Here is an 18,300-nt window from a genome sequence, read left to right as displayed (position 1 = left end):
CCCCGAGGCAGGGACCGTTGACAAAGTCCTCGGCTAATTAAAACGCTGATGATTCACTACAATATATAGTGGATCAACAGCGTTTTTAATTCCAGATGTTGTATCATCCAAAGATGAATTGCCCTTTGTCAACAGTCCCAGGCAGGCGGCCTTTTTATCCGTAATTAGCTGCCAGGTTGCTTCCACTTGATCGGCGGCCTCCGTGACCGCCGGGTTGATATGACCTCCCCGAGGCTTGAACATATGGGACATGCGGCTGACCGTGGCAAAGACGCTGTCTCCGGCCTTCAGACCGTTTGCGGCGCTGCCCGCGTAAACGACGGTGCCGACCTTTTGATAGCCAGCGAGCGTAGGGGTAAGGCCAAGGCGTCCTTCGCGGTACGGTTCTTCGCCATTCACCCGCTCTCCGCGAAAATAAGAGCTTTCCGTTCCAATGCTGATCCAGGAATGCTTCACTTCGATGACAACATCGCCTTCGGAAGGCTCGGGAATGTCCACATCCTGATACTTCACCTGGAGCCGGTCCGGAAGAATCACCGCTTTACCGCGCATGAGCGTGTACTCCACCTTGTGGCACGATTAATTGTTCCACGCTTGCGGATGATCGTCAGCTACCTCGTCCAGCGTGGCCGCGGCTGCGTTCATTTCAACCTGCTGCGGGCTTTTGCAGCCTGGAATTACGCAGGATACGGCGGGATGCTTCAGGCACCAGGCCAGCGCCCATGTAGCCATATCTACGCCGGCAGGAACTTCTTTACGCACGATGTCCTGTACGATCTGCAGTCTTGTCTGTGACTGTTCCTGATCGCGGCGCGAACGGACGTCATTTTCGGCAAAAACGGAGCCCGGTTTATATTTGCCGCTCAAGAAACCGCTAGCGAGCGGCACACGCGCCAGCACTCCGAGGTCTTGGCGCTGGCACGAAGGGAATACATGCTGCTCGGGAACTTGATCCAGCCGGTTGTAGATCACTTGAATCGCCTTGGCGCCTACCTTGGTAGAGGCATCGGTTTGATACACGTTGCTGTTGCTGCCGATGGAAATGCCGAGGCTGCGCACTTTTCCCGCCTGCACCTGCTTGTCCAGAGCTGTCCACAGCTCATCGTTGTTAAAATCCTCATCCGAACCGGAATGGAATTGATACAAATCGACATAGTCGGTTTTGAGCGCGAGCAGTGATGCGTCCAGCTGCTTCAGCACCTCTTCCGCAGACCAATAATTTTTCGAAGGATTTTCGCGATCCAGATGGTTATGGCCGAATTTGGTTGCAATGACCCAATCCGCTCTGTTTTTTCTCCGTTCGATGTAGCTTCCGATAAAGCTTTCCGAAAGATGAGGTCCGTAGCATTCCGCGGTGTCGAGCAGGTTGATCCCGAGGTCGCGGGCCTTGTCCAAAATAGCGTCCACTTCATCCTGGGTATAATCTTTTCCCCAGGCTCCGCTGAACTGCCAAGTTCCTACTCCCACAACAGAAACCTTTAATTCTGTTTTTCCGAGTCTGCGATATTTCAATTGGATCCACTCCTTATGCGTTGTCATCCAAATTATAGGGTACATCCGGCGGTTCAACAAGAAATGAATTTTTGTTTCGTTAGTAACTAAAAGGTAACTATAGGGTGAAACCCTCGCTAATAAAAATAAACAAACAAAAAAACAGATTTTTTTGTATTCGATTCAAAAAAATTCGTGTATGATCATCGATAATAAGATAATCTTCCTAACAGGGATTCGGACGGTCGTTTGCCACCAGCATAAATATTTGCCTTCGTTCGTGAAGCTGAAACGAGTTGTCGATTCCGGGGAGATCGGTGAAATCGTTCGCATCCATGGAAAAACGCGAGGCTGGCTGTACAATTCCGGAACCCATTTCGTCGATTATATTGTGTGGATTAACGGCGGAATCAAAGCAGATTGGGGCGTCGGACATGTGCATGGCAAAGACAAGCTGGACGACAGCCATCCGTCTCCGGACTACGCTTTCGGGGAGCTGCACTTCGACAACGGGGTTACCGGGATCATCGAATGCGGCTACTTAAGTCCGGCTTACCTGTCTGCGGACAGGTTCTGGACCGACAACCGGTTGACGGTGTACGGGACTCACGGCTACGCTTGGGCAGAAACCGACAGGACGGTGGGGCGCTTTCACCCGGCATTCGTGCGGGCAAGTGCTGGAAGGCCAAGAACCGCTTTGGTCGCCGGCCGTTAAAGACGCCATTCAGGCGGATTATACGAAGGATTTGGTCGATTGGCTCGATGACGGGAGCCGGCTGCATCCGTGCAGCTTCGAGCTCAGCGAGCACGGGTACGAAATTTTATACGGCATCTGCGCCATGCCCGCATCGACCTGCCTCTGCCCAGCGGCATGAGCGCAGACATCATCGAGCGTATGAAGCGGGAGCTTCCCACAAAATAAAAGAACTTCTCCAAGTAACAAAGTAAACGAGTAAAGAGGAAGGGTGCCCCATGTGGGACACCCTATTTGTGTTATATACTCTACAGCTTAACCCAAGCTACGAGACCATCCGGCTGGTCGGGGTTAATCCCTTGACGTTCGGCGCTGGTCAGCGCGACGATCTGCGGAATGAAAATAAACGGAATGCCTTGCGCGGCAATGTCAAGCTCGTTATCCGAAATGACGGCCAGATCCACATCGTCCGTTGAAACGGCTTCAGAGCGGTCAGCAAAGGCAATGATTCTTGCGCCTCTTCCTTTAATATCGCGCATCAGGTTGCGCTGGTGCTCCGTGCCTTCACCGGAGATGGCTGCGATTACGAGCGTATCCGGACCGACCGTTACCATAGGGCCATGACGCACATCCAGAAGGTGGAACGAATGAGCCTGCACCTTGGCTATCTCGGTTAATGCGATGGCACCTTCGGAGGCAAGACCTTGCAGCTCGCCATCGGCCAGCACGACCGCGTTGGTCCATGGGAAGCTTGCGGCTTCACGGATTCCGGCTTCAACGCGAGCCATGTAAGCTTCGCCTTGATGAATCGCCTTCTGAATATCGGCAATCAGCTGCTCATCGTTGCCAAGGAAGGCAGCCAGCAGAAGGTTGGCGGTATAAAGGTTGGTTACGGTTCTGGTCTGGCACACGCTGTGGTCGAACGCCCATGGCAGCTCCAGCGAGAAGTCAGCTTTCTTCGATAATGGAGAATCCGTGACACAAGAGAGCGCCAGCACCGGAATGTGCTTGTCGGCTTGAATCAGACGAACGGCTTCGACAACTTCGCTCGTGCTGCCGGAACGGGATGGGGCAACCAGCAAAGTATTGGCCAGCAAGGAGCGGTAGCGCTGCGGATTCAGCATCAGGTCGCCGCCGGCAATGGCACTGGAGGAGATCCCAGCACGCAGGAGAGTGGAGAAAGCGGCAGATTCACTTAAGCAGTAGCTGGAGCCGCAGCCAACGAACGTAATCGAGGTAACCGATTGAGCGCGGGCGAAGGCGACAAGCTCCTCTCTTTTCGAAAGCAGGTAGTCGAAAGTTTGCTGCAATGCGGCATATTGCTGTTTCACTTCACTATAAGTAAGACTCATGAATGATGACCTCCATAAGCATTTTGGGTAGTTATGTTGCCATTTTAAATCATGTAAATCAATATTTCAATAACAAAATGAAAAATAAATGCAAAATAATGATTGAAAAAATCACAATAAATGATTATCATAACCTTAAAGGCACAGCCATTTAGTAAAAGGAACTGGCTGCATTAGAAGGAGTTTTGGTCTAAACTAACCCCAAACACTATTTTAGGAGGAACTTATTATGCCACTTATTTCATCCACTGCTATGCTTCAAGCTGCCAGAAAGAACAAATATGCCGTCGGCGCATTCAATGTCCATACCCTCGAAATGCTTCAAGCTGTCGTCGAAGCCGCAGCCGAAACACAGTCTCCGTTGATCATTCAATCCACTGTGGGGACGGTTAAGCATTTGGGTCCGGATTACATTGCCGCCGCGGCAACCGTTGCTGCCAATCGCACCGGACTGCCGATCGCGCTTCATTTAGATCATTGCACGGATTTTCCATTGATCGTTCAATGCATCCGCGCCGGCTATACTTCGGTTATGATCGACGCCTCCATGCACCCGTTTGAGGAGAATGTGGAGCGTACGCGTAAAGTGATGGAAGTGGCTGCAGCGGCTGGCGTGAACGTGGAAGCGGAGCTTGGAAAAGTGGGTGGCGTCGAGGACGACATCGTCGTGGATGAGCGTGATGCACTGCTCGCTGACCCGGAGGAATGCAAGCTGTTTATTGAGCGCACCGGCGTGTTTACCTTGGCTCCGGCGATCGGCACGGCGCATGGCATTTATAAAGGTGACCCGAACATCGACTTTGCTCGGATTGAGCGAATTGCCAGCCTCGTTGAACAACCGCTTGTATTGCATGGCGGCTCCGGTATCCCTGCAGAGCAAGTGAAGAAGGCTGTAGCGCTCGGAATGGCCAAGATGAACATTGCGACCGAGCTCCGCATTGCTTTCTCCGATGCGATCAAAGATATTTTCAAAGCTCATCCAGAGGAGAATGACCCTCGCAAATATATGGTTCCGGCAAAAGATGCCGTGAAGCGGTTGGCGATTGAGAAGATGGAGCTTTGCGGATGTATCGGCAAGGCCGGGGATGTAAAATGATTACCACCGTTACGCTGAATGCGGCGATCGATAAAACCTATTATGTCAAGCAATTTGGTCTGGGCGGCGTGCATCGCGTTGCCCGGCAAATTGCCGAGCCCGGAGGTAAGGGCAACAATGTGGCCAAAGTCATCCGGCTGCTTGGCGGGGAAGTCACCGCATCCGGATTCGTAGGCGGCAGCAGTGGTTCCTTTATCGAGCAGCGGCTGGCTGAGAGAGGCATCCAAACCGCTTTCGTGCAGGTGCCGGGAGAGTCGCGCGTTTGTCTGAACATCATTGACGAATCTACGGGATCCTCTACAGAGCTTCTGGAGCAGGGACCGGAGATCGCTTGGTCTTCTATCGCTGAAATGAAAGTCATGATCCGCAAGCTCGCTTTGCAGTCGAGCGTTGTGGTCTTGTCCGGCAGCTTGCCTCCCGGAGCCCCGGCGAATTTCTATGCGGAGCTGATCGATATCATCCAGTCAGCGGGCTCCCGCGCCTTCCTCGATTCAAGCGGAGCTGCGCTAAACAGCGGCCTTGAGGCTCGGCCGCACTTTGTGAAGCCGAACGAGCAGGAGCTGGCCCAGTTAATGGGTCGAGACCGGCTCGGAGAGAACGAATGGGCGGAAGCTGCGGCACGGCTAGCAAACTTGGGGATTCCGCAGGTCTGTGTTACGCTGGGAAGCCGCGGAACGATCGCATTCATTGACGGCAGCAGCTACCGTGTTATTCCACCTGCAATTCAAGCCGTGAATACGGTTGGCTGTGGCGACTCGTTTGTCGCCGGTATAGCTTTCGCAGAGGAACGCGATGCGTCTCCCGAGGAGAAGCTGCGCATGGCCACCGCTGCGGCAGCCGCCAATGCCATGTCGGAGAAGGCCGGGCATATGGACTATGCGGTGTTCCAGGCGTATGCCAAGCAGGTGGAGGTCAGAGCTTTGTAACCATGCGGTGTTGTAACCGGATAACATAAGGGGATCCCAGATGCCTATATATAGTTTTGAAGACTCTATCCCGGCATGCTTCGCAAGTGACGAGCATTCCTGCCTGTCTATCAGCGATCTGCATTATAAAGACGGAGCATGCAGCTTGAAGTGGGATTTCGCGGAGCATTCGTTCATCACCGTCAGGCAGCCGATCGGCTATCGTCCGTTTCAAAAGGGTTCGATCAGCCAGGCGCGCGACTCGTTTGCGGTGTGGATTTATAACCCGGTCCCGCGTGCCGGCTGCCTCTCTTTTGAATTCGGTCGCGGCGATCAGATTGATTGCCGATTCGAATTTTCGCTTGAATATCAAGGCTGGCGAACGGCCTGGGTTGCTTTCGAGCGCGACATGCAGGGCATGCCGCATCCAGACATGGACACGCTTACCATCCGCACGCCGAAGGAAGCGGCGTGCGGCACGCTGTTCATCGACCAGCTGATGCTGAATACACCGATTGATCCGCGTTTTCACACGCGGGACTTCCAGGCTCCTTTCGTGAATAAGGGGGCGGACATTTCCGCTAACGCCCATTGGCTTGCGCTTTATGCCTTCGAGCAGCTAAAGCCGTTGTCTGAGCTCCCCCTATCGATAACACGGGAGCAGGCTGACGTACATATGCGCATGAACCGAAGGTTTGAGGAGCTGTTTTGTCCTAAGCGGGTCGTCACACAGGAAGACATGGACCGTCTCCAGCGCCGTTTTGACGACTATGGGATCGTGCGTAGGGAGAATGCTATCCTTGGCCGGCCGATTGAGCTGCCGTTCTTCGACCATTTCCCGCCATCGCAAAAAGCAGAGCTGAAAGTGATGGCGAACAGTGAGATGCTAAGTGAAATCTCCCAGTTTCTAATGGATACGGCTGTTTGCTTCCGTAATACGGAACAGGAGAGGCTCCAAGTCAAGCTGCGGGCGATGTTCCTGGATACGCTGGACCACTTGGATGATCAGGGGTGGACGTACGGCAGTTCACAAGGGACGGTGCATCATTTTGGGTACAACTTCCGGGATTACTACCCGGCCGTATTCCTGATGAGGGACCTGCTGAAAGAAGCGGGGCGCCTGGAGCGGACACAGCGGACGATGCGCTGGTACAGCGGTGCGGGGCGTATCCACACGCCTCTGGCGGACGTAGAGGGCAATATCGATATTTTCAACACGACCCTGCACGGCATGCTTGCCAGCTTGCTGATCATGGACGATACACCGGAGAAGGTGCGCGAGCTTCTGGCGTTCCGCGATTGGCTCAGCCAGTCGCTGTCGCCTGCTCGGGGCTTGCGTGCCGCATATAAGATCGACGGCTCGGCCTATCATCATGTGAATCACTATCCAGCGTATGCGGTCGGCGGCTTTCAAGGTGTGACGCCGATGATGTATGTGATAAGTGGAACGCCTTACCGCGTCCATGAAGAGGCACACGGAGCCCTTCGCAAGGCGCTTCTCGCCATGCGGCTTTACAGTAACAAGCGCGAGTGGCTGCTCAGCCTGGCCGCGCGCCACCCTACCGGCAAATGGGCGCTGGATCCGGAGCCGTTCATTTACCTTGCTCAATCCGGGACACCGGACGGGACGAAGGAGGTCGACCAGGAGGTGGCCGCTGCCGCAATGCGGCTGCTGGAGCCCTGCGAGCATATCGAAGCAGTCGACCGATGGTTGTCGATGGGCATCGCCCCGGAACCGGATCCAAGCGGGCATTGGACGATGAACTATGCCGCTTTAGCCATTCACCGGCGCGGCTCCTGGTTAGCAGGCATGCGGGGGCACAGCCGCTATTTATGGGCGAACGAAACGTATGTGAACGCCAATCTGTACGGCCGGTACATTTCGCATGGCCATCTTCAGATCCTGAGCCATGGTGAGCCGATCAATAACGAAGACAGCGGCTACCGTCAAGAGGGCTGGGATTGGAACCGCTGGCCAGGGACGACGACCGTGCACAAGCCGATTGAAGCCCTGCGCTCGGACGTCCGCAACGTGGATACGTTCAGCGGCTTCGAAGAAATGCTGCTGTCTGACGAGACGTTCGCCGGCGGCCTTCATCTGGAGGGCCGCAACGGGATGTTTGCGATGAAGCTTCACGAGCATCCGAAATACGAAGGAAGTCACCGCGCACGGAAGTCCGCCTTCTTTTTCGATGACCGGATCATTTGCTTAGGCACTGACATTGAGAACGATAACGACGTATGTCCGACCGAGACCACGCTGTTTCAAGCTCATTTGCCTGATCCCGGCGATCCGATTTGGGTGAATGGAGCTGCTCCGATCAGCGAGTTTCCATATAAGGAGCAGGTGCAGCTGAACTCTGCGGCATGGATGCTGGACAATAAAGGAAATGGCTATTATCTGCCGGCAGGGCAAGCCTTAGCCGTGTCCAGAACGACCCAGCATTCCAAGCATCAAGCGACGGGCGCCGATACGCAGGGTAATTTTACCGCAGCTTGGCTGGAGCATGGCATGGCTCCGAAGGAGGGCCGCTATGAATACGCCATTTTGGTCGGAGCGGATTGCGAGGCCATCGAAGCGTTCAGCTTACAGATGCAATCGCCGGAAACCGCGGCATACAGGGTACTGCGCCAAGATCGTTCGGCTCATATCGTTCAGGACACGCGGAGCCAAACGATCGCCTACGCCCTGTTCGAAGCTGACGATGCGATTCATACCGGGCATCTGTCCGCTGTCGATACGCCGTCCATGGTCATGATTCGAGAAGAGGGAGATAGGCTGATAGTCAGCGCCGTTGACCCTGATCTTCGTCTGTACGAAGGGCTCGAGGAGGATCAATACGACGAACACGGCCTACAAAAGGAAGTCAGCGTCTATTCGCGGCAATGGGTGCACGCCGAAAGCATGACGCATACGATGCGTATGAGATTGAAGGGACAGTGGGCGGCGCAAAAGGACATGCCCGGCTTCCGTATCGTTCGCTGCGATATCGCAAGCACTGTCGTCGAGCTGGCATGCAAAGAGGCTATACCGCATGAGTTTGTATTATTACGGGCACCTAGGATTGCAGAGGTTTAACAGGGGGCCAAATCGATGGGGAAATATTACTGCTTTCAATGCAATGCACTTCATAATATTGGAACCTATTCCACCGAGATCGTCTTTACAACCGGCTTTTCCAGATTTGAGGAACTGTATCAAGCATATGATTTGGGGAGACTATTACTATCTGGAAGCGCTGCTCCGGATGGAAACGGGGATTCGCGGCTACTGGTATGATCGGGAGCGCTAAGCGAAGCTGGATATTTTTGAAAAAGCCTGAATGAGTGTCGCTCATTTCAGGCTTTTCATTTTAACTCTCAATCCTTCAAATGGATGGATAAGAACACCTTACTATTGTGCAAAAATGTATTAGCATCCTCTATCCTCGCAGCCGTCGTTTACCCGTATGATGATAGCAAGATCATATTTGCTAACGCTTACTGCATCATGCAAGGTAAGCCGCAGCCAATCCTGGGAGGAAAGCGTATGGGACGCGAAGTACCGGTGTTATTAACCGATGAGCAGATGAGAAAATTTATTACCGAAGGCTTTCTGATCCTGAAAACCGATTTTTCCGAAGCGTTTCATCAGCAGCTTAGGGACCAGCTGAATCTGGTGTACGAGAAAGAGGGCAATCCGGGCAACAACCTGCTCCCACGGATACGGGAGCTGCAGAAGGTTTTCGACCATCCGATTATTACCGGAGCGTTGACCAGTGTGCTTGGCCCCGATTATTTGCTGCATACCCACAGACACGGTCATCTCAATGCCGCGCCTAAACCAGGCAACTGGCATAAGGATAGCTATTGGGGGTACAAAAAAATCCGCAATCATCATCCGTGGTGGGCGATGATTATGTACTTCCCGCAGGATACGCCTGTCGAGCTCGGGCCTACCGGAGTGATGCCGGGCACGCAAAACTATGATACCCGTACCTTTGAAGCGGATGAATCAGAATATGAAGCGGTAGCCAGCGGCAAGGAAGGAACCTTTGCCCTCATTCATTACGATATTTGGCACCGGTCCACCCCGAATATGGTCGGACAGATGCGCTACATGCTGAAGTTCGAGTTCATGCGTACGCAGGCGCCGACGGCTCCGAGCTGGGACTGTGTAGAGCGAGAATGGAAGCAGCCGGCTTCCTATAGCGCTAACATGACGGAGCACGAAGAAATGTGGAAGGACACGTGGAACTGGCTGTCGGGGCAGGTGGGCAGCTTGGCCAACACGGTGGCTGCAGATGAGACTCAAGTTGAGGCCATGGCTGCACAGCTGGAAGACGCCTTCGAGCCTAACGCGATCAATGCGGCCTATCGCCTGGCAGGCATGGGCGAGGCGGGGGTACAGGCGCTATTGCGGGGACTGCGGCATGAAAATGTCAAGGTTTCGCGCACGTCGGCGTACGGGTTGTCGGCTGCTGGAGCGGGAGCGGTGGCAGGACTTCAGGCCGCTCTGGCTGAAGAGCGCACGCAGACGGTGGTGCATGCGGCGTTCGCATTAGGTGAGCTTAGACATTTTGCGGAAGAGGCCGTTCCATCCTTGCTGGCGCTGCTCCATCCTTCTGGCGAGGCGGTTGTCCGCCAAACGGTCGCCGAGGCGCTCGCCTTAATCGGCAAGCCGACCGATCAGGTGGTCGCCGGTCTAATCCGCTGCCTGCAGGACGAGGATGTGCAGGTTCGCTTCGTCGCAGGATTGTCCCTCTGCCGGATGGGAGCGGCTGCCGAAGCCGCCGTACCTGCGCTGGAAGCTGCACTGGAGGATGACAACCGCTATGTTCGGGGACATGCGGCCGAGGCGCTGCACTATATCGGAACGGGCGCAGCCAAAGACGTGCTGATCGGCTTTCTGCTGAAATCCCGCTGGTGCCCGTCGACCACCCCACAAAGTACATTTTATCCTTAATAAATAAACAGAAGGACGGCCCCGGCCGTCCTTTTTTGTTTATACTACTAGATTTTATAAGTTTTAAGCTCAGCTCAAGAAGTCTAGTATTTCAAGATTCCTCGAATAGGCTCCGATCAGGAGCTTTTCTTATTCCGATTGAAACGACTTTCTAAACTCCCCAGGCGGAATCCCAATCACCTGCTTAAATCTTCGAATAAAGCTGTTGGCATTATAGTAACCGACTTCAAGAGCAAGGTCCTTGATCGGCAAATGGCTGGAGATCAGCAATTGCTTGGCTTTTTCCAGCTTCAAGCTGGTTTCGAAATCCAATACGCTGCTGCCAGTATGCTCTTTGAAATATTGGCTAAGGCTTGCCTGAGACATATGAAAATATTCCGCCATCTGCTGAAGCGTAAAATCACAATCGGTGTAATTGGCCTTCAGATAGTCGATCATCTGTTCAATGAGCGAAGCCTTGTGATGGGTTTGGATTTTCTGGAAGTGGGAGCTGATATCCAAGCTTAATTTTTTCACAGTCTCGACGAGCTCATCGACGGTTTCATACTCGAATAAAAGAAACACGTCCGGGGAACTCATCGGAGCTCCAGACTGCTGCTTGCTCATTTCTTCAATGGTTAATACGACCGCGTTAATAATCTCGAAGCACATCATCTTCGCTTCAAACATCGAAGGCCGCTCGTGTTTGAGAAAATGGATCACATGCTGCAAAATCTGGTCGATCTGCTCGAAATCGCCTTGTTTCAGGTGCATTTTAAGCTTATCGGTTGCGAGCTTGGAGGAGAAAGAAGATTTGGGTCGATTCGTTCCCAGCTCGTGTGAAAAAATAAGCTGCCCCGTACCTTTGACAAACCGATAATCAATGGCCGTCATCGACTCGATATACGATTTAGGCACTTGACTGATATCCTGATACGCCCCGCCGATTCCCACAGTAGCCATGAGCTCCCATTTTTCTTTCAGGCTGGACTGAATGGAAGATAGCACCTCGGCTAGGCGGGTATCCGTCATTTCATCACTCGCGATAATCAAGACGATATTGCTCTGATCCATATGATCTCTGGCATAGCCCTCGATATCATCCGGCAGGGACTGCTCGATCAGATCCAGCATAGCGTCGACCGAAACGGCAGCCGTATTGGGCATCGATCCGAATTTTACAGTAACCACCCGAAGCCAGGGCTTGGTAAGGCGAAGTCCGAGCGTTTGCGCCTTTTGCTCCAAAGCCTCCCGTGACGGAAACTTGCCTCTGATCAATTGAAACAACAAGTATTCCTTGGCGGCGACCTCGTAATCCTCAAGCCTTGTATACAGCTCTGTATTTTGACTGGTCAGATATTCAAGCGCATTCTGAACGGTCGTCAGCTCATTCCGATTCGGATTATCGTCTTTCCAGATGCTGTCCGTTAATTTCTTTAAACGCAAAATCGGTTTGTAATTGACCACCATGAGATAGTAAATGACTGCACAGCTGATGAGAAGAATAAACGCCAAAGTATATAGAAAAATAAGCTTCAGTGAGGTGACCTTTTCCATGATACGGTTTACCGGCACTATAGTAATGTATTTCCAGCCTGTATCCGAGGAAACCACACTTGAGAAGATATACTTCACATGATCGAGTGTCACGGTTTGACTGAGGTCATTATTCGATTCCTTCATTATATTTTGAAGCTCGGGTGATTGCAGAAGCGGATCATCCTGTAGAGCCGCAATAATATGGTTGTTCTTGTCCATGATCAGCGTGTTGCCGCCGTAATCCTTCATCGTATCCTTCAGCAGGTTCTGAAACGATTTCTCAGCGATCAGAAACAGGACCGTTTGAGTCGGTTTAGCCCCTCCGGAGGAAAGCGGATAGATCAGTGTGGCAAAGCGCTTGGTTTCCCTATTATTCAATAGAATATTCTCCATGGGCCTTACCGTAGGAGTAATGATGCTGTTCATGTCATGGATAAACGTATTTTGATTCCATTGCTCGTAGTGGTAAATTTTATCAAAAAATAAAGAAGTCTTATAAGAGCTGGTAGAGGAGTAAAGGTAATCGTCTTTATGATTAAACATCAGGATATCGGATATAAAATTGTTCGTTAGCGTATAGTTTTTCAAATCATTAATGACCTTTAGACTCCCAAGCGGATCATCTTCAAAAAAGAAGGGCGTCATATTTTTAAAATAAATCTGATCGCTCATCATGCGGATTTGCTTCAGCTGATCATCAATGACATACCGGATCCGATCCAGCTTATTCATATTGTTGTTAATGACATCGTCTTTGATGATTCCGATGAAGTAGACGTATGTAAAAGAGCCTAGAATGATCAAAGGAACAAGCAAGATGCCAATATAAGAAAATAAATATTTGTAAAACAATTTGTATGCCCTTACATTTATGCCCATAGCACCATGCTCCTTACGAAAGCGCTTCTTTTAGCTTCATCATTATAGCATTTTTTAATTGAAAAAATAGCGGCTGAAAAAATTGGATACTCACTATAAAAAAATGAAGATTTGCACGGTCATAAAATACTGAATGCGCGCTAAATTATTGCAGATTTACAGGGATGCAGGCCGTAAGTATGATCAAATCCAAGGCTACATTTCGACAAAGGGAAGGATGAAATTCAATATCTGCACGCCAGTTAAAAATCTGCATGTCGCTTAAATTAATGAAGATTTACACTTGAAAACGCTTCAAGTAAAGTGAGTTACACAACCCGCTCAACAGTCAACAACAGAAATGGAGGAAGCTAATGTGAATGCAGAACTGCAGGCTCAAAAAGTATACGCAAAAAAAGCCAAAGCTAAAAGTGCTGTGATGCTCAAGCTTATTCGCGATTATCAATTATACGTCCTTGCACTGCCTGCCATCGTGTACTTGTTTATTTTCAACTATATCCCGATGTATGGGGTAACCATTGCGTTTAAGGATTTTAACGCGGTCCAAGGGATCCTGGGGAGCCCGTGGGTGGGATTCGATCATTTTGTTCGTTTTTTCCACTCGTATCAGTTCGGGTCTCTCATTCAAAACACGATCACCGTTAGCTTGTATCAATTGATCGCCGGGTTTCCAATCCCGATCGTACTCGCGATCCTGTTAAATCAGACCAGAAACAAGCGCTTTAAATCCATCGTGCAAACGGTTACTTATGCGCCGCATTTTATCTCGATCGTGGTTCTCGTCGGAATGCTGTTTATCTTCTTGTCTCCGCGCACAGGTTTTGTAAACCATATCCTTCAAGCCTTCGGTGTAGAGCCTATACTATTCATGGGGAAACCGGAGTTTTTCAAAAGTATCTATGTATGGTCTGGCGTTTGGCAGAATACAGGATGGGCAAGTATTATTTATCTGGCCGCTCTGGCCTCCATCAGCCCAGAGCTGTATGAAGCCGCCAAGGTCGACGGAGCAAGCAAATGGAAGCAGATACTCCACATTGATTTGCCGGGCATTATGCCGACCGCCATCATTATTTTTATCATGAACGCGGGACAAATTATGAATGTAGGCTTCCAGAAGCTGTATTTGATGCAAACGCCGTTGACCGAAGCGTCCCAGGAAATTATTTCTACCTATATCTATAAAATCGGTTTGATCGGCAATCAGTACAGCTATTCCACCGCCATCAATTTATTTAATTCGGCGATTAATATTCTTCTATTGATTCTTGTGAACTATATTTCCAAGCGTGTATCTCAAACGAGTCTGTGGTAAAGCCAAACGGAGGTGAGAGGGATGAACAGCGTAAAGCTCTCGAAAGGCGATCGGATTTTTGACGTCATCAATTATGCTTTATTGACGATTGTACTCATTGTTGTGTTATATCCTTTGTATTTTGTAGTGATTGCATCGGTATCGAATCCTACCTTCGTAAATAACGGTTCGATGGCGCTATGGCCGAAGGGGTTCATGCTGGATGGCTATAGGAAAGTGTTTGAATATGCCGATGTATGGGTTGGCTACCGCAATACGATTTTTTACACCATCTTTGGCACCGCACTTAATGTCATCATTACGCTCGGCATTGCCTATACCCTTTCACGCAAGCACTTTTTGGGTAAAGGCGCATTAATGGCTTATATTCTGTTTCCGATGTTTTTCTCAGGCGGCCTTATTCCTACCTTCCTAATCGTTAAAAAAATTGGTTTGTACAATACGCCGCTCGCGATGATTATTATTGGCGCCATCAATATTTTCAACGTCATTATCGCCAGAACTTATATTCAAGGGACGATTCCAGAGGAATTGTTTGAATCCGCTCAAATTGACGGCTGTAATCATTTCACTTACTTTTTCCGTATCATCTTGCCGCTTTCCATCTCGATTATTGCTGTCCTTGCCTTGTACTACGGCGTCGAGCATTGGAATGATTTTTTTAACTCGTTGATTTATCTGAGCAATAAAAGCTTATTCTCCTTGCAGCTGGTGCTTCGCGGAATCTTAATTCAGAGCAATGTGCAAGCTGATATGCTGGAGGCCGAGGATATGGTGAGAAGACAGTATGAAGCGGAGCTGCTCAAATATGCGCTGATTATTGTAACCAGCCTTCCGATCCTGATTGTTTATCCGTTTATGCAAAAGTATTTTGTCAAAGGCGTCATGGTAGGTTCTGTCAAAGGGTAAGAGGTTGGTGATGGACTTAATGGAATAATGCGAACGCAAACGTTCCTTAAGCATAGATTTTCCACATTTCATAAAAGTATGGGGAGAGTAGAACATGAATAAGAAAAAAGCTTTCAATGTCGCTGCACTGTCAATGGTTTCCGTATCGCTAGCACTGACTGGCTGCGGCGCCAAGAATGATGACGCTAACAATTCCGGCTCTGCTGCTGCTACACCGAAGGCTGCGGTTGAATCGTTTCCGCTAAAGACCCCGCAAACCCTAAAAATTGGAACCGTAGTTGTTGATGGATACCCTGCAAGCAAGGATGTACGTCAATGGCAGGATATCGAAAAGCAAACCAACATTCACGTGGATTTCCAAGATGTGAACCAAAGCCAATGGAAAGAGAAAAAGGGCTTGCTGTTCGCGAGCAACGACCTGCCGGAAGCATTCATTGGGGCCGGAATTTTTACGGATGCTGAACTGCTCAATTACGGCTCGACCGGAGCGCTAATTCCGCTTGAGAAGCTAATCGACCAATATGCGCCGAACTTTAAGAAAGCGCTGCAGGATTACCCTGAATTGAGAAGCCAGATCACGGCGCCGGATGGTCACATCTATGCGATCCCTTCCTTTATCGATGATTGGCAGGGCGTTAAAACCGGCAATATCCTGTTTACCAACAAGAAATGGCTCGATAAGTTGGGCATGAAGGTGCCAACGACGACCGATGAATTCGAACAAATGCTGCTTGCGTTCAAGAACCAAGATCCGAGCGGCGTGGGCAAAGATAAAATCATTCCGTTTACGAGTATCAAAGATTTTAACCTGTTCTCCGCGATCTTCGGCGCCTTTGGCATCATCGATCATTACAGTCAGGACAGCCTGCTTCATATCGGCTTGAAGGACGGGAAAGCCACTTATGCGCCAGTTCAACCGCAGTATAAGGATGCCATCAGCTATCTCAACAAGCTTTATTCGGAGGGGCTGATCGATAAGGAGGCCTTTACACATGACGGTAAATCGTACTCCGCAAAAATCCAATCGGATCCGCGCGTAGTGGGTGTATTTAGCAACTGGAGAAGTACATCTTGGGCCACTAAGCCTGAGCAGCGCGATGATTATGTTCCAGTCGGACCATTGAAGGGACCAAAAGGCGACCAGCTCGTCGAAAAATATCCAACCGGACTTTTCTATAGAGGATCGTTTGCAATTACGAATAATACGAAGCGCCCAGAATTACTGATGCAATGGATGGACAATGTGCTTAACGATGATAACGAAATGCAGATGTCCAGTGGTGGGAGATACGGCGACTATTTAGAGAAGCAAGCCGACGGTACGGTCAAGGTGCTCCGAGCGCTCAATCCTAACAATAATGATGAGCGGCTGAATATTCCTTCGAACGGGTCGAGAGTCAGCTTCATGACGATGGCCAATTCGAAGCGATTGGTAACGAAAACGCCGGTATTTACCGAAAAAGGCGAGTACGATAAATTGTTCGAAGGGAAATTCGCGAAAGACGTATATCCGAACGTCTTCTTCAGCAAAGACGAAGCGATGAAAATTCAAACGCTCGGCAACGATATCAACACGTATGCGAACAGCATGTACGCCAAGTGGATTATTGACGGCGGCATTGATAAGGATTGGGACGGCTATGTGAAGAAGCTGAACGATATGGGGTTGAAGGATTTGCTGGCTGCTTATCAGGCTGCTTACGATCGTTTCAATAGCGGTTCAAAGAAATAATGAATTGGCTAAAAAGGGGAGAGGCTGCTCTCTCCCTTTTTTGTCTCCAGAAGGAGTAGATCACTTATGCAGAGCAACAAGAAACAGCCTAATTTATTGTTTGTATTTCCCGACCAATGGCGCAAGCAAGCGGTAGGAATGAGAAACGATGATCCCGTATATACGCCCAATATCGACCGTTTTGCTTCGCAGAGTGTTGATTTGACTAACGCGATCAGCTGCTTTCCTTTATGTTCTCCGAACCGCTCTTCGATGCTGACCGGACGGTTCCCCTTATCCACCGGAGTGACCACGAACTGCAAGCTCGGCCTCGGGGTGAAAATGAACGACGATGAAGTGACGATCGGGGACCTGCTGAAGCAAGAAGGGTATCGGACCGGATATATCGGAAAATGGCATCTGGATTTGCCCGAGCAGTCCTCGGTTCCGGAGCCCCTATCTGGTGCTAAGCACTGGGATGCTTATATACCTCCTGGCCCCCGGCGCTTCGGGTTCGATTTATGGTACACGTACAATGCCAACGACCGGCACTTGGCGCCTCATTATTGGCAGGATTCCCATGAAAAGCTCGTGCCGAATGAGTGGTCAACGAAGCATGAGACGGATGTGGCGATCCGTTTTATCCAAGAGGGAGACAGGAACCAGCCGTTCTGCTTATTCGTCTCGTGGAATCCGCCGCACCAGCCGTTTGAGGAAGTACCAGACGAGTATAAGGCAATGTACGCGAATGAGCCGCTGCATGTTCGGCCGAATGTTAACGAGCAGGGGCTAGAGCAGACCGAGAAATATATGCGGAATTATTTTGCGGCTGTGACCGGGACGGATGTCGAATTCGGCAGACTGCTCGCTGCCCTAGACGAGGCTGGACTTACTGAGGATACGATTGTCGTTCTGACCTCCGATCATGGTGAGACGATGGGCGCGCACGGCTGGCTGGAACACAAGAATATCTGGTACGAGGAATCGATTGGGGTTCCTTGCTTTATTCGCTATCCGCGTGCTATGGCCCCCCGCCAAGATTCGATTCTGTTTAACAGTGTTGATTTTGTTCCTACAATTCTTGGTTTAATGGGATTGCCGGTTCCGGACTATGTCCAAGGCACCAACTATGCTGACATTCTACATGGTGGGAACGGGGATAGGCCGGAGTCGACGTTTATTTGCCATTACCCGGGTGATGTGAAGCTGCACAAGCAGGCAGAAGAAAAAGGCTGGGATATCAATGCCTACGGTTGGAGAGGCGTACGAACGCTTCGATTCACCTACGTCGCTGAACGTAAAGTGGGAGATAGTCCAATCACACGATTACTCTACGATAATGAATTAGATCCTTATCAGCTGTCTCCAACGAAGTATGGGGGGATTCCAAGCGACCGGATCGCCCTCGAGCTGGAACAGGAGCTTGCCTCATGGCTTCAAAAGGTAGGGGACAAGTTCCCGCTGCTATAACAACGAAATGAAATCGAG

General features: G+C 50.5%; 14 protein-coding genes. 10 read left to right on the top strand and 4 right to left on the bottom strand.

The window, feature by feature from the left end; translation table 11 throughout:
* Nucleotides 1-33 precede the first annotated feature (33 nt).
* Both FPZ49_RS05050 and FPZ49_RS05045 read right to left on the bottom strand, forming a co-directional pair.
* Nucleotides 34-552 carry a hypothetical protein gene (locus FPZ49_RS05050; RefSeq protein WP_144844093.1) on the bottom strand — a complete coding sequence of 173 codons (519 nt, stop codon included), beginning with the start codon at nucleotides 550-552 and terminating at the stop codon, nucleotides 34-36.
* Between the two features lie 27 nt (nucleotides 553-579).
* A complete protein-coding gene (locus FPZ49_RS05045) occupies nucleotides 580-1,512 on the bottom strand; it encodes an aldo/keto reductase (RefSeq protein WP_144844090.1) in 933 nt (310 codons plus the stop codon).
* A gap of 178 nt (nucleotides 1,513-1,690) precedes the next feature.
* Between FPZ49_RS05045 and FPZ49_RS05040 the strand changes: the two genes are divergently transcribed.
* Both FPZ49_RS05040 and FPZ49_RS05035 read left to right on the top strand, forming a co-directional pair.
* The gene (locus FPZ49_RS05040; protein ID WP_144844087.1) at nucleotides 1,691-2,206 is read left to right on the top strand and encodes a Gfo/Idh/MocA family protein; all 516 of its coding nucleotides are present in this window, start codon (nucleotides 1,691-1,693) and stop codon (nucleotides 2,204-2,206) included.
* Nucleotides 2,166-2,366: a hypothetical protein gene (locus FPZ49_RS05035; RefSeq protein WP_144844084.1), complete on the top strand. Its 201-nt coding sequence runs from the start codon at nucleotides 2,166-2,168 to the stop codon at nucleotides 2,364-2,366. The genes FPZ49_RS05040 and FPZ49_RS05035 overlap by 41 nt, the downstream gene beginning before the upstream one ends.
* 127 nt (nucleotides 2,367-2,493) lie before the next feature.
* On the opposite strand, the gene FPZ49_RS05030 is transcribed toward FPZ49_RS05035, so the two are convergent.
* On the bottom strand, nucleotides 2,494-3,537 hold the full coding sequence (locus FPZ49_RS05030) for an SIS domain-containing protein (protein WP_144844081.1): 1,044 nt from the start codon (nucleotides 3,535-3,537) through the stop codon (nucleotides 2,494-2,496).
* Nucleotides 3,538-3,766: 229 nt separating this feature from the next.
* On the opposite strand from FPZ49_RS05030, the gene fba reads away from it, so the two are divergent.
* The 4 genes from fba (at nucleotide 3,767) to FPZ49_RS05010 (ending at nucleotide 10,483) form a co-directional block, all read left to right on the top strand.
* Nucleotides 3,767-4,633 (top strand): class II fructose-1,6-bisphosphate aldolase, encoded by an 867-nt coding sequence (fba, locus tag FPZ49_RS05025; RefSeq protein WP_186445621.1) that lies wholly within the window; start codon nucleotides 3,767-3,769, stop codon nucleotides 4,631-4,633.
* On the top strand, nucleotides 4,630-5,559 hold the full coding sequence (gene pfkB / locus FPZ49_RS05020; RefSeq protein WP_144844075.1) for a 1-phosphofructokinase: 930 nt from the start codon (nucleotides 4,630-4,632) through the stop codon (nucleotides 5,557-5,559). Before fba ends, pfkB begins: the two co-directional genes overlap by 4 nt.
* A 40-nt stretch (nucleotides 5,560-5,599) precedes the next feature.
* Nucleotides 5,600-8,617 carry a chondroitinase family polysaccharide lyase gene (locus FPZ49_RS05015; RefSeq protein ID WP_144844072.1) on the top strand — a complete coding sequence of 1,006 codons (3,018 nt, stop codon included), beginning with the start codon at nucleotides 5,600-5,602 and terminating at the stop codon, nucleotides 8,615-8,617.
* A 450-nt stretch (nucleotides 8,618-9,067) separates the two neighbouring features.
* Complete coding sequence (locus tag FPZ49_RS05010) at nucleotides 9,068-10,483, top strand: HEAT repeat domain-containing protein (protein WP_144844070.1); 1,416 nt, start codon at nucleotides 9,068-9,070, stop codon at nucleotides 10,481-10,483.
* A 129-nt stretch (nucleotides 10,484-10,612) separates the two neighbouring features.
* On the opposite strand, the gene FPZ49_RS05005 is transcribed toward FPZ49_RS05010, so the two are convergent.
* Nucleotides 10,613-12,880 carry a helix-turn-helix domain-containing protein gene (locus FPZ49_RS05005; RefSeq protein WP_144844067.1) on the bottom strand — a complete coding sequence of 756 codons (2,268 nt, stop codon included), beginning with the start codon at nucleotides 12,878-12,880 and terminating at the stop codon, nucleotides 10,613-10,615.
* A 340-nt stretch (nucleotides 12,881-13,220) separates the two neighbouring features.
* On the opposite strand from FPZ49_RS05005, the gene FPZ49_RS05000 reads away from it, so the two are divergent.
* The 4 genes from FPZ49_RS05000 to FPZ49_RS04985 all read left to right on the top strand — a co-directional run bounded on the left by FPZ49_RS05000 (nucleotide 13,221) and on the right by FPZ49_RS04985 (nucleotide 18,282).
* On the top strand, nucleotides 13,221-14,192 hold the full coding sequence (locus FPZ49_RS05000; protein ID WP_144844064.1) for an ABC transporter permease: 972 nt from the start codon (nucleotides 13,221-13,223) through the stop codon (nucleotides 14,190-14,192).
* A gap of 21 nt (nucleotides 14,193-14,213) precedes the next feature.
* Nucleotides 14,214-15,101 carry a carbohydrate ABC transporter permease gene (locus FPZ49_RS04995; RefSeq protein ID WP_144844061.1) on the top strand — a complete coding sequence of 296 codons (888 nt, stop codon included), beginning with the start codon at nucleotides 14,214-14,216 and terminating at the stop codon, nucleotides 15,099-15,101.
* A 94-nt stretch (nucleotides 15,102-15,195) separates the two neighbouring features.
* A complete protein-coding gene (locus FPZ49_RS04990) occupies nucleotides 15,196-16,833 on the top strand; it encodes an extracellular solute-binding protein (RefSeq protein WP_144844058.1) in 1,638 nt (545 codons plus the stop codon).
* Nucleotides 16,834-16,899: 66 nt separating this feature from the next.
* On the top strand, nucleotides 16,900-18,282 hold the full coding sequence (locus FPZ49_RS04985) for a sulfatase family protein (protein WP_144844055.1): 1,383 nt from the start codon (nucleotides 16,900-16,902) through the stop codon (nucleotides 18,280-18,282).
* The last annotated feature ends 18 nt before the right edge of the window (nucleotides 18,283-18,300 follow it).

The sequence above is a fragment of the Paenibacillus cremeus genome, from assembly GCF_007786445.1.
Classification (GTDB): Bacteria; Bacillota; Bacilli; order Paenibacillales; family NBRC-103111; genus Paenibacillus_G; species Paenibacillus_G cremeus.
Note: the sequence above shows the minus strand (reverse complement) of the source record. Positions and strands in the feature narration are given on the sequence as shown.

What these genes read in the sequence shown, in the direction of transcription:
- fba (WP_186445621.1), top strand. Translation starts at nt 3,767, where the DNA reads ATGCCACTTATTTCATCCACTGCTATGCTTCAAGCTGCCAGAAAGAAC.
- FPZ49_RS05005 (WP_144844067.1), bottom strand. Translation starts at nt 12,880, where the DNA reads ATGGGCATAAATGTAAGGGCATACAAATTGTTTTACAAATATTTATTT.
- FPZ49_RS05040 (WP_144844087.1), top strand. Translation starts at nt 1,691, where the DNA reads ATGATCATCGATAATAAGATAATCTTCCTAACAGGGATTCGGACGGTC.
- FPZ49_RS05050 (WP_144844093.1), bottom strand. Translation starts at nt 552, where the DNA reads ATGCGCGGTAAAGCGGTGATTCTTCCGGACCGGCTCCAGGTGAAGTAT.
- FPZ49_RS04990 (WP_144844058.1), top strand. Translation starts at nt 15,196, where the DNA reads ATGAATAAGAAAAAAGCTTTCAATGTCGCTGCACTGTCAATGGTTTCC.
- FPZ49_RS04985 (WP_144844055.1), top strand. Translation starts at nt 16,900, where the DNA reads ATGCAGAGCAACAAGAAACAGCCTAATTTATTGTTTGTATTTCCCGAC.
- pfkB (WP_144844075.1), top strand. Translation starts at nt 4,630, where the DNA reads ATGATTACCACCGTTACGCTGAATGCGGCGATCGATAAAACCTATTAT.
- FPZ49_RS05015 (WP_144844072.1), top strand. Translation starts at nt 5,600, where the DNA reads ATGCCTATATATAGTTTTGAAGACTCTATCCCGGCATGCTTCGCAAGT.
- FPZ49_RS05030 (WP_144844081.1), bottom strand. Translation starts at nt 3,537, where the DNA reads ATGAGTCTTACTTATAGTGAAGTGAAACAGCAATATGCCGCATTGCAG.
- FPZ49_RS04995 (WP_144844061.1), top strand. Translation starts at nt 14,214, where the DNA reads ATGAACAGCGTAAAGCTCTCGAAAGGCGATCGGATTTTTGACGTCATC.
- FPZ49_RS05000 (WP_144844064.1), top strand. Translation starts at nt 13,221, where the DNA reads ATGGAGGAAGCTAATGTGAATGCAGAACTGCAGGCTCAAAAAGTATAC.
- FPZ49_RS05010 (WP_144844070.1), top strand. Translation starts at nt 9,068, where the DNA reads ATGGGACGCGAAGTACCGGTGTTATTAACCGATGAGCAGATGAGAAAA.